Consider the following 12,416-nt stretch of genomic DNA (forward strand, 5'->3'; position numbering starts at 1 on the left):
GCATCACACTCCACCAACCTGAGTTGACTCTGATTAACAGCAATCACAGGTAACGACGTCAACTCCACCCTGCTCTCCCATTCAGCGAGATCTGGGAATATATTGCGACTAGCGAGACAAACAATGACAACTTCAAACCGATCTTCGGAACTGGTCTATCAACTCAATGATCGACCACCTTTGCCTCAAACCATTTTTGCCGCACTTCAGCACTTATTGGCGATGTTCGTCGCGGTTATCACTCCGTCACTGATCATCTGTCAGTCTTTGGGTGTACCAGCAGACCAAACGAATACCATCATCAGCATGTCTTTATTTGCGTCAGGCGTGTCTTCGTTTATTCAAATTCGCACCTTTGGCCCAATTGGCTCTGGTTTACTCTCTGTTCAAGGCACCAGCTTTAACTTTTTAGGTCCTATTATAGGTGCAGGCCTATCGCTGAAAGCAGGTGGAGCAGGCATCAGCACCATGATGGCAGCCATTTTTGGTACGATTTTAGTCGCATCATTTGCAGAAATTTTCCTATCTCGCGTATTAGAGCATGCTCGTCGCATTATCACTCCGCTCGTTTCAGGCATTGTCGTCACTCTTATCGGTCTCACACTGATTCAGGTCGGCTTAGTATCAATGGGCGGTGGCTACGCAGCATTAAATGAAGGCACATTCGGCAGCTTAGACAAACTTGCGCTCGCAGGAACGGTACTTGGCTTAATTGTGATATTAAACCGCTCTAAAAACCCATACATCCGTGTGGCTTCGATTGTGATTGCGATGCTAGTAGGCTACATCATGGCGTATTTTATGGGGATGGTAGATACTTCTCAGCTAGGCACAACCGAGCTTGTAGCACTACCGGTACCAATGCAATATGGCTTATCGTTTGACTGGTCTCTGTTCATTCCGCTGGTGCTGATTTTCTTTATTACCGCACTAGAAGCCATCGGCGATATTACCGCCACATCCGAAGTGTCTGGCGAGCCAGTCAAAGGCCCAGTGTACATGAAACGCATTAAGGGGGGTGTACTAGCAGACGGCTTAAACTCTGCAATCGCAGCCGTGTTTAACAGTTTCCCGAACTCCACCTTTAGCCAGAATAACGGCATCATCATGCTAACAGGGGTTGCGAGCCGTTACGTGGGTTACTTTATTTCTGGCATGTTAGTGATTCTTGGCTTGTTTCCTGGTGTCGCTAGCTTTGTTCAGCTGATTCCTGAGCCAGTACTTGGTGGCGCAACGATTGTCATGTTTGGTACGATTGCTGCCGCTGGTGTGCGTATTATCTCTCGTGTTGAGCTCGATCGCCGCGCAATTCTGATCATGGCCTTATCCTTCTCAATGGGGCTTGGTATCGCGCAAAAACCAGAGATTCTGCAATTCATGCCAGAATTTATTAAGAGTATTTTCTCCACTGGCGTTGCTGCAGGTGGTATCACAGCGATCATTTTAAACCTACTTCTGCCAGAGAAACTGGAAGACGAAGATGAACTTCCTCAAGAAGTGAAAGAGTCTTAATAAGATTGTAGAGAAAAGCAAAGCCCAACCTGTTTAGGTTGGGCTTTTTGTTCTAAATGGTACAGTCACCGACTTACTTGGTAGGAAAGCTGATTTGAGCGATTAAACCGCCTTCACTGCGATTACGCATCACCACAGAGCCTGAGTGCTGGCTGATTATACGCTTCACTATCGCCAGCCCAAGCCCTGTACCTTCACTGCCGCGAGCTGTATCACCACGCGTAAAGGGTTCAAATAACCTCGCGATTTGAGAATGCTCGATACCCGGCCCGTTGTCCTCTACTGAAATCCACACTAGCTGCTTATCTGCTGTCACACCAGTGCTGATTTTGACCCAGCCATTGCCATAACGTAGCGCATTCACAACTAAATTACTGATCGCCCGTTTAATCGCAATGGCGCTTCCTTTGGCTGGTGGCAGGTTAGGATTAAGATCCGTTTCAATTTCAGCCTCATAACCACCTTCCGAACTGGCGACATCACTGGCAATCGTACTGATATCCACAGGTTCAAACGATTCTTTGTTCACCGGTTTGAGGTAGTCCATAAACTGACTAATGATCTCATTACACTCTTCTGTATCGCTAATGATCCCTTCAGCAAGGTAGCTGTCCTCGGGAGACATCATTTCTGTCGCTAAGCGAATGCGCGTCAGCGGTGTTCGCAAGTCATGGCTAATCCCCGCCATTAATAGGGCGCGATCTTCTTCGAGCTCCTGAATGCCTTTGGACATTTGATTAAACGCTCGGGTTACAGAGCGAATCTCCGATGCGCCTTTTTCTGCCAACGGTGGCGGGATTTCACCTCGACCGACATCTTTCGCGGCTCTCTCTAAAGCCAAAAGAGGGCGGTTTTGTAAACGAATAAACAACCAACCACCAGCAATGATCAGCAGCGCCATAATCAAGCTGTTACGAAACAGCGGTGCAAAATCTTCTTCTTGCAGCTCAGATAAAGGAATACGAATGATGGAGTTTGGCAACTTTTCGATGTGCATCCACAAGATGTAACTTTCATCGCCAAGCAATAAGCGCACTTCGGTGGGCGAACCTAGCTCTTGGCTCATTTCTTCAGACATCAAATCAATCGACATCGCATGATGAAATTCAACCGCTTTATCGCTGTCGAGGCTGTGAACCGTCACCCCCAACCTTTCTAATAATTGACGTCTCAGCGGTGCATCAGATTTTAATGGCCCTTCATCATCAAGCACCAAATTGAGCTCATGGGCGAGAATTTTATTGAACTGCTGCAAACTCGGCATCAACGCGTAGTTAAAAACGGCGTAGTAAGAGAAAACTTGGCTAGCGAGGAGCAAAGAGATGAACAGCAGAATAGATTGTGTCAGTGAACTTCGGATGCGCATGGAACGTTCCTGGTGGTCCTAATCGCGAAATTTCAGCCTTCTAAGGGAAGGACTTGAAGGCTGAAGTTGCTATAGCCAAGTGCTGGCTATGGAGTGAGGAGATTACACCTCTTTGCCGTCTGGGACGAAAACGTAACCTAACCCCCACACGGTTTGAATGTAGCGTGGCTTGCTCGGATCGTCTTCTAACATGCGACGCAAACGTGAGATTTGCACGTCAATAGAACGTTCCATCGCAGAATATTCACGGCCACGTGCCATGTTCATCAATTTGTCTCGTGACATCGGCTCTCGCGCATTCGTCACGAGCGCTTTCAGGACAGCAAACTCTCCTGAGGTCAGTGGCATTGCCTCGTCACCGCGGAACATCTCGCGAGTGCCTAGATTGAGTCGGAACTCACCAAACTCCACTACTTTTTCTTCGGTACTTGGCGCGCCCGGCAACTCTACGGTTTGACGGCGTAGTACGGCTTTAATGCGAGCGAGTAATTCACGTGGGTTAAATGGTTTTGGCAAATAATCATCCGCCCCCACTTCCAGACCCACAATGCGGTCCACTTCATCACCTTTCGCGGTGAGCATTAAGATTGGCAGCATGTTGTTCGCGTGGCGTAGACGACGACAAATCGACAAACCGTCTTCACCTGGTAACATTAGGTCCAGCACCATTAAGTGAAAGTTTTCGCGCGTTAGTAGGCGATCCATCTGTTCGCCATTGGCGACACTTCGGACCTGAAAACCTTGCTCAGAAAGGTAACGCTCCAATAGAGCACGTAAACGAGCATCGTCATCAACCACTAAAATTTTATGATTTTCTTGCATTGAAACATCCTTTCAGAAGCATCTATTGTCGAAAATGTATCACTGTTTTTCCTAACGTGCTCAAGCAAATTGTTACTCTTTTTATCTTAAGCGCTTTATTTTCTCTCTAGCAGGTATTTTCAGCACCTACTATTGGCCATAATTCCATTCCAGTTCACGTTTGGCCTCAAGTAACTCTTGTTGTGCTTCTGCCAATTTGTGACGTTTTTTCTCGATTTTGTCTGCTTTCCCTGAGCGCTGCGCTTCCGCTAGTTCTTGCTCACGCTCCTCAACGTCTCGCGCCTTTTCGTCCACTTCCGCTTGCAGTTCTTGACGCAGTTCACCTTCCGAACATTCATTCTGGATAGCGGTAAGTGCCTGTTCTAAGCCTTTAATTCGATGTTCATTACCTTGTGCTTTCGCATACTCAAGCTGCTGTTCTACCGCTAACTCTTTGGCGTCACAGCCTTTCACTTCATCTTGAGCAAACACTGAGAGTGAGAATCCTATTGTTAGTGCAGCGCTACACATGACTGCTTTGTTCATTTTACTTCTCCGAGAAAGGCAACATGCCTTTGTATTCAATAAGCTGACGTTGAGACTCAAGTCACTTCCAGTGAACTTCAAGAGACTTGAACCGGTGATAAAGCCTCAGTCTTCCAAGGCTGGTTTGTTGTATTCAATCGAGTTAATGAACCACTCTTTTTCACCTTCTGGGGTTCGCACCGTGAATTCTTCATCCACTTGTTTTTTCAACATCGCTCGCGCCATAGGTGAATCGATAGAGATGTAGTCTTTCGCATCTCCATAAATCTCTTCAGGCCCAACAATGCGGAACTTCTTCACCTCTCCAGCCTCATTTTCTATTTCAACCCAAGCACCAAAAAAGACTTTGCCTTCTTGCTGCGGAGAATAGTCAACGATCGTGACTTCAGGCAGAAACTTGCGAAGAAATCGAACACGACGATCGATCTGACGAAGCAGACGTTTGTTGAAGGTGTAATCCGCATTTTCTGAGCGATCGCCCAGGCTCGCCGCCCAAGTGACGATTTTGGTGATTTCAGGACGCTTTTCATTCCAAAGGTAATCATGCTCTTGTTTGAGTTTGTTATAACCTTCACGGGTAATCAGCTTAGTTTTCAAGTTAACTCCTATCTCAACTAAAAAATGCCGCTCTTGAGCAGCATTAAGGAGATGATATACCCAAAGCACTGGCTTCGTTCGGGCTTTGGGTATCAAGATAATAAGGCGGCCAGAGTGCTACTTTTCGTAATCTGGTTTTTGCGTCACGATGTAATTCGTATCACTCGAAACAACCGCGCCATGTTTTAGGAAGTTTTTACCTAAAATCATGCTGTAATGGAAGCGACCTCGGTCTTGCAAATTGACTCGGATCTTCTTCTCTAACTCGCCAAGTTTAACGTGCATTTCTACTACCGGCCGTTCGTTGGCCTTTTCTCCTTTTTTGGCCGTTATACGCATGACATCCACCACCTCACGGGTAAACGCCTTGGTCATGCCTAGATCGTTTTCATAAGTAAAGCTCACCATATCTTTACCGTCTTTTTGAAAGCGCTTGATGTCCTTGGCATTAATCGAGCTCACGTCAGCACCAGTGTCCAATTTAACAGGGAAAGACATCCCTTCCACTTCAGCCACTTCGATATGACCGGCTTTGAAAAGCGGTCTTGCCTCTAGTAAATGGTCGGCGCGAGTATTCAGCAGCACACCGCCTTTGGCGATGTCATGACCAAAAACGAAAAATGGTTGCGTCTCGTCTTCATCTAGCACATCGAGTGCAAATTCCATTGATGTCTCTTTGCTACCGAAAAGGAAATCGCCATCAACAACGGGACGCACAGTGCTACCCACTTTGAGTTTTTTCACCACAGGCTTGGTAATTTTTTCTTCTTTACCCTCATCGTTCATTAAATAAAACGTGACGGATTCATCCTTACCTTTTTCTGTTACTTCAAAGCCATTTACACGCAATAATGGCGTTTTCACCGTAAACGTGGGGTAAGCAAGAACGGTATAACCATCAATGGTGACTTGTTCTTCCGGTGAAATCACGAGGGGCTTTGACTTGAGTGCGCTCTTGAACGTTTTTTCAACACCGCCCAATAGGTTTTCTCTGTCGGTATCAATCACAAAGTGTTGGCTCGCGACATCCTGACCCAAGCGAATTTGTGAACTGAACTTACTGCGGTCACGCAAATAGACTAACCAACGTTGAGTTTCGTTTTCGTCGATTTTCACTGGTAAGTAGACCAACGGACGCTCGCTCTTGGTGGTTTTCAGCATGCGTACCAAAGGTAACGTCATTGGGTGGCGCTTGCCGTTTTCACCTTCTAGCGTGAAAGAAACTTCATTGTTCTTTTTATCAACCTTGATATCCAGTGCGTGAACGTTGGTGTAGCGGCTGGTGGTTGAGATGCTGATCTTGTATGGCACGCCTTCGACTTCAACCGTCTCTTTTTTTCCGATCATTTTTGCGCTTGGTTGCTCTTGAAGATAGTCGTAGCCAGCGAATACCCACGCATTGTTATCGAGATAGGTTTTACCAATCAAGATAGGAGAAGAGAATTGCGTGCGCTTGGTCAGGTTCACTTCTGTATCAACGGTGTGGCCTGCAATCGTCATCGGCATTTTTATCGTCGGGCGTAAAATAGGCTTTTTGCTTGTTCGACTACGAATAGCGCTCACTCGCTCCAGATCATCGGTAATCTGTATTTCTTTTCCTGTGTAAGGATGAGGAACCGTAAAGCTCACCTTCACTTGATATGGTTTAAAAGTATCGGCATCCCACTTCGCCTTCGTCCCACCTAAATCATCGACAATCGCCCACAACAACTCGTTGTCTTTCAAGTTCTGGTAGTCAGGATGAGAGCTACTGACATGGATGTTCTCTGCATGCATAGACGTGGTGTCAGCACCAGTATCAATCTTGCCAATAAATGGTACCGCTTTTAGCTCTGGAATATCACTGTAGTAAACGCTCTCCACTCGTCCAAGCACCAACTTGTCATCAAGCTGATATACAGGGTCTTGTGTGGTTGCTGATATGGATTGCGCCCAACTAAGCGGGGCGACAAGTAAGGCACTCGTAAGCGCTAACGCCAAAGACATTTTTTTCATCATGATTATCCGTATAAGCCGAGGTACATTTAGTTATATCAATAACCGTGGATATAGGTTAGTCGATAGTTGCGGATATAAGTTCTCAATTTAATTACAGTTTTGACACAAATCTGACTGATGTCCACCAGCGCCCGGTAAATTTTTGTCTCGTTAATTTAAAACATTGCAAATTCTTCGAACGACCCCAATGTTCTATACAACCCAAACCGAATTGAAAGAGAAAACACGGATGAGCCAAGCTATCTGTCGTATGATTGCTCAAGAACTGAATGTTCGCCCTGAGCAAGTCAACGCCGCTGTCACCCTAATTGATGACGGTAACACCGTCCCTTTTATTGCACGTTACCGCAAAGAGGTGACGGGTGGCCTTGATGATACCCAACTGCGTACTCTGGACAGCCGTCTGTCTTACCTTCGTGAAATGGATGACCGCCGTCAAACCATTCTCAAATCGATCCAAGAGCAAGGCAAACTGACGCCTGAGCTTGAGCAAGAAATTATTCAAGCCGATAGCAAGACTCGTCTTGAAGACCTTTACTTACCTTACAAACCTAAACGCCGCACTAAAGGCCAAATCGCCATTGAAGCCGGCTTAGAACCGCTAGCTGACATGCTGTGGAATAATCCGCAAACCGAGCCAGAAAGCGAAGCAAGTAAATATCTTGATGCCGACAAAGGCATCACAGATACCAAAGCCGCCTTAGACGGTGCCCGTGCGATCATCATGGAACGCATTGCTGAAGACGCAAACTTACTGGAAAAAATCCGTAACCACTTAAATCGTAATGCGGAACTTGTCTCACGAGTCGTTGAAGGAAAAGAGCAAGAAGGTGAGAAGTTCAAAGATTACTTCAATCACAACGAACCGCTGAGCAAAGTCCCTTCTCACCGTGCACTTGCGATGTTGCGCGGCCGCAATGAAGGCTTCCTGACTTTAGCCATGAACGCTGACCCAGAGCAGGAAGAAGGTGCTCGCCAATCTTACTGTGAAACCATCATTGCCGACCATTATGGTGTAACGTTAAGTAGCGCACCAGCAGATGCATGGCGCAAACAAGTGATCAGCTGGGCATGGCGCATCAAGGTATCGATGCACATGGAAACCGAATTGATGGGCGCAATGAAAGAGCGTGCTGAAATTGAAGCGATTGAAGTATTTGCGACTAACCTAAAAGATTTGTTAATGGCGGCGCCGGCAGGTCCTCGCGCAACACTTGGTCTCGATCCTGGCCTGCGTACCGGTTCAAAAATCGCGGTTGTCGATTCAACGGGTAAAGTTCTGGCTACGGAAACCATCTACCCTCACCCTCCGCAAAAACAATACGACAAATCAGCGCAAATCGTTGACCAGTTAGTGCGTAAGTACAACGTGGATTTAATTGCGATTGGTAACGGCACGGCTTCTCGTGAAACCGATAGCTTTGTCGCAGACGTAATCAAACGCGGCAACCTAAAAGTTCAGAAAATCATCGTCAGCGAAGCAGGCGCATCGGTGTACTCGGCCTCTGAACTCGCAGCGAAAGAGTTCCCGAATATGGACGTATCACTGCGTGGTGCAGTGTCGATTGCGCGTCGTTTGCAAGATCCATTGGCTGAGCTCGTGAAAATCGATCCGAAATCGATCGGTGTGGGTCAATACCAGCACGATGTAAGCCAATCTATGTTGGCAAAACGCCTAGATGCGATTGTGGAAGACTGTGTAAACGCGGTTGGCGTTGATGTGAACACGGCTTCTGCCGCACTATTAACGCGCGTAGCAGGCTTATCAAGCACCATCGCGCAGAACATTGTCGACTTCCGCGACGAAAATGGCCGCTTCGAAGCACGTACGACGTTGAAGAAAGTACCTCGCTTGGGTCCTAAAGCGTTCGAACAGTGTGCGGGCTTCCTACGTATTATGGACGGCAAGAACCCACTTGATGCTTCAGCAGTCCACCCGGAAGCATACCCAGTAGTCAAAGCAATTGCTGAGAAAAACAGCAAAGACATCAAGGCACTGATTGGTGACTCAGCATTCCTCAAAGGCTTACACGCTGTGGACTATACCGATGAACACTTTGGTGTCCCAACGGTTACCGATATCATCAAAGAGCTGGATAAACCGGGTCGTGACCCACGTCCTGAATTCAAGACCGCTACGTTTGCAGAAGGCGTAAACTCAGTTTCTGATCTAGAACCGGGCATGATCCTAGAAGGCGTGGTCTCGAACGTAGCCAACTTTGGTGCCTTCGTCGATATCGGTGTTCACCAAGATGGTCTGGTCCACATTTCTGCGCTGACTGACCGCTATGTTTCTGATCCACGTGAAGTCGTGAAAGCAGGTGACATCGTCAAAGTAAAAGTGATGGAAGTGGACGTACAGCGTAAGCGTATTGGTCTATCGATGCGTATGAAAGACGAACCGGGTCAAGATAACCGAAGCCAACGCTCTTCAGCCGCACCGCGTCGTAATGACCAAGCACAACGTCGTCAGCCTCGCCGCGATGAGTCTTCATCGAACAGTGCAATGGGCGGTGCTTTTGCGGCAGCGTTTGCTAAAGCGAAAAAGTAATCTCGCCTAGGCTCACCGCTAACGAGCTTTCATAGCTAAAAAGAAAACGCTCCAATCAGTTCAATCTGCTTGGAGCGTTTTTGTTTGAGTAGGATATTGAGTCGTCATAATACTGCTATCACTTCTGACGGGGTATGGGGAGCGACTGCATGACCATAATGAAACTTGATCACCTTCCTGCGCTTTTCCATTAATCCTTCATTGATCGCAGCATCCAAAATGCGCTTTGGTAAGCGAAAACGAATTGCGTAGCCCTTACCTTGGTCTTCACTGTACGACTTGAGCGCAAGCAAACTAAAAAGCCGTTCTAGTGTATCTTCCGGCTCTTCTTGATAACGCGTGTCGACTTCTGTTTCCATGTCATAATCAGGATGCTCTGAAGGATCCCAAGAAGACTGACGTCGGCGCTTGTCATCGCCTTTTACTTTTCGCTCTGCATTGGTTTTGGCCAATGCGACCGTTGGCGTCACAGGCTCTCGGACTTTATTGTCGCGAGCTGCTTGTTCCGTCTGCACATTCACGGATGGGGCGATCAGTGGCACACTTACGTTGGTCGGTGACACAATCATTGCGAACCCTCCTCAGAGTCGCCCAACTCGTCAATATGGCTTAGCTTTATTGGCTAATAAAACCTCACCAACCTTTATATCGACCACTTTTTAAACAGCTTGAGCTTTTTCCGCTTGTATTTGACTAATCGTGAGCAAACTCTCGAATTTGGGCACAAAACTCGTCATGTTCGGTCATAAAGGGCGCATGAGAGGACTGATTGAAAACAAACTGCTGAGTATGAGGTAACTGTTCACTTAAATCATTCGCCACTTTAATCGGCACCAATCCATCCAAACGACCATAAAGACGCAGCATTGGTACAGAAAGAGACGTCAATGCATCGCGCAGATCCACATCAGCAAGGATGTTTAGCCCAACCAACAGCGACTCAGGGTTTGGCTGAGGGCGCGACAGTACCGCTTGCTTGAGTTGTTTCACATCTTTGCGTGCAGATGGACTGCCCATCGCTTGCAACGCCATAAAGCGCTCAATGGTCAGTGAAAAATCTTCTAACAACTGAGAGGTGAACGCGCTCAGTACATTCGGTTGAATACCGCGCCAAGGCTTCTCTGCGGCAAATTTTGGTGAACTGGCTACGGTGATCAACTTAGTCACACGCTCGGGCATGTTTAATGCGACATGCGTCGCCACTAAGCCTCCGAGGGACCAGCCAAGCCAAATCGCTTTCTTTGGCGCACTTTGCGCGACCAAGTTAGCAATATGGTCTAAATCTTCACCATGATGCTCGGCACTGTGTCCATAGCCCGGAAGGTCAACAACATGAACACGGAAATCGGTTTGAAGTGATTCGACGGTTTGCTGCCAAACCGCGCCATTCATACCCCAACCATGTAACAACACCAGATCAGGTCCTTCACCAAACGACTGCCAATGTAATTTCGTGCTCATGCTCTCAATCTCTCCCACTTATTTTATTCCCTACGCCATCAGCCAAGCGTTAGGCTGAGTAAAATATCACCATGAATAAGCGCTATGTTATCTCATCACTGGCAAAACATCATGCATCGCGTGTTGAGCAGTCAATGCGGTCTGTGTCGGTTCCCTATTCACACACCAAGCCACACAAATACTCTGCGCTGGTGCGAGCACTGTTTAAAATACCTAACTCCGGTAAAACGATGTCAACGCTGCGGTTTATCATTACAGAAAGAAGAAATGAGTACGGATAGTATTTGTGGTGAATGTCTTTCAGAGCCACCGCCATGGCAAAGGCTATACACGTTAGGCGATTACGACTTTCCCCTTTCACGGGAAGTACAACGCTTTAAAGATCACGGAGAGTCTTGGCATGTAAAAGCATTAACCGAGCAACTGGCACAGCGCATCACCACGCCAGCTCCAATCATTACCAGTGTGCCATTGCACTGGCAGCGTTACCTGCGCCGGGGCTTTAATCAAAGTGATGTTTTAGCCCGACACCTCGCCAAGCAATTGCAGACCAATTTTGATGCGAAGGTCTTTCGTCGAGTAAAGCTCGCTCAATCACAGCGTGGTAATACCAAAGCAAGCCGTGAACAAAACTTAAAAGGCGCGTTTATTCTCAATAAGCGCCCTCACTCTTCCCATGTTGCCATCGTCGATGATGTAGTCACCACAGGCAGTACCGTCCGACAATTATGTCATTTACTACTTGAAGTTGGCGTAGAAAGCATCGATATTTACTGCATCTGCAGAACACCTGCTCCTCGTTCTCTCTAGATCGCTTCGCCATGCCTTAGCATCAAAAAGACTAGACCCATACGTCAACAAGAGTAGAATAGCAGCAGTAACCTACAAATTTACTCGGGTATTCGTCGTGTCAAATATTACTATTACAGAAACTGCGCAAACGCATTTCGCTAACCTTTTAGGTCAACAGCCTGAAGGGACTAACATTCGTATTTTCGTTGTGAACCCAGGTACACAAAACGCTGAGTGTGGCGTGTCTTACTGCCCACCAGAAGCAGTAGAAGCGACCGACACTGAAATCCCTTACAGCGGTTTTTCAGCTTACGTGGATGAGCTAAGCCTGCCATTCCTTGAAGACGCTGAAATCGATTTTGTTACCGATAAAATGGGCTCTCAGCTAACGCTAAAAGCTCCGAACGCTAAAATGCGTAAAGTTGCGGACGACGCGCCACTGGTTGAGCGCGTTGAATACGTTATCCAAACTCAAGTCAACCCACAGCTTGCTGGCCACGGTGGTCACGTAAACTTGGTTGAGATCACTGAAGACGGCATTGCTATTGTTGCATTTGGTGGCGGCTGTAATGGCTGTTCTATGGTTGACGTAACACTAAAAGAAGGCATCGAGAAAGAACTGCTAAACCAGTTCATTGGTGAACTCACCGCAGTTCGTGATGCTACAGAACATGACCGTGGTGATCACTCTTACTACTAAGAGTAAATACGGTCAGAAAATGGGAGGCTTCGGTCTCCCATTTTTGTATCGATACTGAGGTAACCTTGAGATGCTTAGTTCTGCCCGCAAAA

General features: G+C 47.1%; 11 protein-coding genes. 4 read left to right on the plus strand and 7 right to left on the minus strand.

The window, feature by feature from the left end:
- Nucleotides 1-123: 123 nt before the first annotated feature.
- Nucleotides 124-1,512 (plus strand): uracil-xanthine permease family protein, encoded by a 1,389-nt coding sequence (locus VEA_RS01270; RefSeq protein ID WP_006741803.1) that lies wholly within the window; start codon nucleotides 124-126, stop codon nucleotides 1,510-1,512.
- Between the two features lie 73 nt (nucleotides 1,513-1,585).
- Here VEA_RS01270 and envZ read toward each other — a convergent pair whose 3' ends face one another.
- The 5 genes from envZ to VEA_RS01295 form a co-directional block, all read right to left on the minus strand.
- The gene (envZ, locus tag VEA_RS01275) at nucleotides 1,586-2,878 is read right to left on the minus strand and encodes a two-component system sensor histidine kinase EnvZ (protein WP_012841214.1); all 1,293 of its coding nucleotides are present in this window, start codon (nucleotides 2,876-2,878) and stop codon (nucleotides 1,586-1,588) included.
- Nucleotides 2,879-2,980: 102 nt separating this feature from the next.
- Entirely contained in the window at nucleotides 2,981-3,700 is a 720-nt protein-coding gene (gene ompR, locus VEA_RS01280; protein ID WP_005394960.1) for an osmolarity response regulator transcription factor OmpR, read from the minus strand.
- A gap of 129 nt (nucleotides 3,701-3,829) precedes the next feature.
- Nucleotides 3,830-4,225 carry a DUF1090 domain-containing protein gene (locus tag VEA_RS01285; RefSeq protein WP_005394961.1) on the minus strand — a complete coding sequence of 132 codons (396 nt, stop codon included), beginning with the start codon at nucleotides 4,223-4,225 and terminating at the stop codon, nucleotides 3,830-3,832.
- Between the two features lie 105 nt (nucleotides 4,226-4,330).
- Nucleotides 4,331-4,822: a transcription elongation factor GreB gene (greB, locus tag VEA_RS01290; RefSeq protein ID WP_005394962.1), complete on the minus strand. Its 492-nt coding sequence runs from the start codon at nucleotides 4,820-4,822 to the stop codon at nucleotides 4,331-4,333.
- A 117-nt stretch (nucleotides 4,823-4,939) separates the two neighbouring features.
- On the minus strand, nucleotides 4,940-6,820 hold the full coding sequence (locus VEA_RS01295) for an ATP-dependent zinc protease family protein (RefSeq protein ID WP_006741799.1): 1,881 nt from the start codon (nucleotides 6,818-6,820) through the stop codon (nucleotides 4,940-4,942).
- A 229-nt stretch (nucleotides 6,821-7,049) separates the two neighbouring features.
- Between VEA_RS01295 and VEA_RS01300 the strand changes: the two genes are divergently transcribed.
- Nucleotides 7,050-9,371: a Tex family protein gene (locus tag VEA_RS01300; protein WP_012841215.1), complete on the plus strand. Its 2,322-nt coding sequence runs from the start codon at nucleotides 7,050-7,052 to the stop codon at nucleotides 9,369-9,371.
- Between the two features lie 104 nt (nucleotides 9,372-9,475).
- Here VEA_RS01300 and VEA_RS01305 read toward each other — a convergent pair whose 3' ends face one another.
- Together VEA_RS01305 and bioH are read right to left on the minus strand one after the other, a co-directional pair.
- The gene (locus VEA_RS01305) at nucleotides 9,476-9,940 is read right to left on the minus strand and encodes a hypothetical protein (protein ID WP_005379316.1); all 465 of its coding nucleotides are present in this window, start codon (nucleotides 9,938-9,940) and stop codon (nucleotides 9,476-9,478) included.
- Between the two features lie 124 nt (nucleotides 9,941-10,064).
- The gene (gene bioH, locus VEA_RS01310; protein WP_006741796.1) at nucleotides 10,065-10,832 is read right to left on the minus strand and encodes a pimeloyl-ACP methyl ester esterase BioH; all 768 of its coding nucleotides are present in this window, start codon (nucleotides 10,830-10,832) and stop codon (nucleotides 10,065-10,067) included.
- An 84-nt stretch (nucleotides 10,833-10,916) separates the two neighbouring features.
- Between bioH and VEA_RS01315 the strand changes: the two genes are divergently transcribed.
- Both VEA_RS01315 and nfuA read left to right on the plus strand, forming a co-directional pair.
- Nucleotides 10,917-11,642 (plus strand): amidophosphoribosyltransferase, encoded by a 726-nt coding sequence (locus VEA_RS01315; protein ID WP_006741795.1) that lies wholly within the window; start codon nucleotides 10,917-10,919, stop codon nucleotides 11,640-11,642.
- Between the two features lie 97 nt (nucleotides 11,643-11,739).
- The gene (nfuA, locus tag VEA_RS01320) at nucleotides 11,740-12,324 is read left to right on the plus strand and encodes a Fe-S biogenesis protein NfuA (protein WP_006741794.1); all 585 of its coding nucleotides are present in this window, start codon (nucleotides 11,740-11,742) and stop codon (nucleotides 12,322-12,324) included.
- Nucleotides 12,325-12,416 lie beyond the last annotated feature (92 nt).

It is taken from the genome of Vibrio antiquarius, from assembly GCF_000024825.1.
In the GTDB taxonomy this organism is placed as follows: Bacteria; Pseudomonadota; Gammaproteobacteria; order Enterobacterales; family Vibrionaceae; genus Vibrio; species Vibrio diabolicus.

Excerpts from the sequence above, each read along its gene's own strand:
- VEA_RS01270 (WP_006741803.1), top strand. The coding sequence starts at position 124 with ATGACAACTTCAAACCGATCTTCGGAACTGGTCTATCAACTCAATGAT.
- envZ (WP_012841214.1), bottom strand. The coding sequence starts at position 2,878 with ATGCGCATCCGAAGTTCACTGACACAATCTATTCTGCTGTTCATCTCT.
- ompR (WP_005394960.1), bottom strand. The coding sequence starts at position 3,700 with ATGCAAGAAAATCATAAAATTTTAGTGGTTGATGACGATGCTCGTTTA.
- VEA_RS01285 (WP_005394961.1), bottom strand. The coding sequence starts at position 4,225 with ATGAACAAAGCAGTCATGTGTAGCGCTGCACTAACAATAGGATTCTCA.
- VEA_RS01295 (WP_006741799.1), bottom strand. The coding sequence starts at position 6,820 with ATGATGAAAAAAATGTCTTTGGCGTTAGCGCTTACGAGTGCCTTACTT.
- VEA_RS01300 (WP_012841215.1), top strand. The coding sequence starts at position 7,050 with ATGAGCCAAGCTATCTGTCGTATGATTGCTCAAGAACTGAATGTTCGC.
- VEA_RS01305 (WP_005379316.1), bottom strand. The coding sequence starts at position 9,940 with ATGATTGTGTCACCGACCAACGTAAGTGTGCCACTGATCGCCCCATCC.
- bioH (WP_006741796.1), bottom strand. The coding sequence starts at position 10,832 with ATGAGCACGAAATTACATTGGCAGTCGTTTGGTGAAGGACCTGATCTG.
- VEA_RS01315 (WP_006741795.1), top strand. The coding sequence starts at position 10,917 with ATGTTATCTCATCACTGGCAAAACATCATGCATCGCGTGTTGAGCAGT.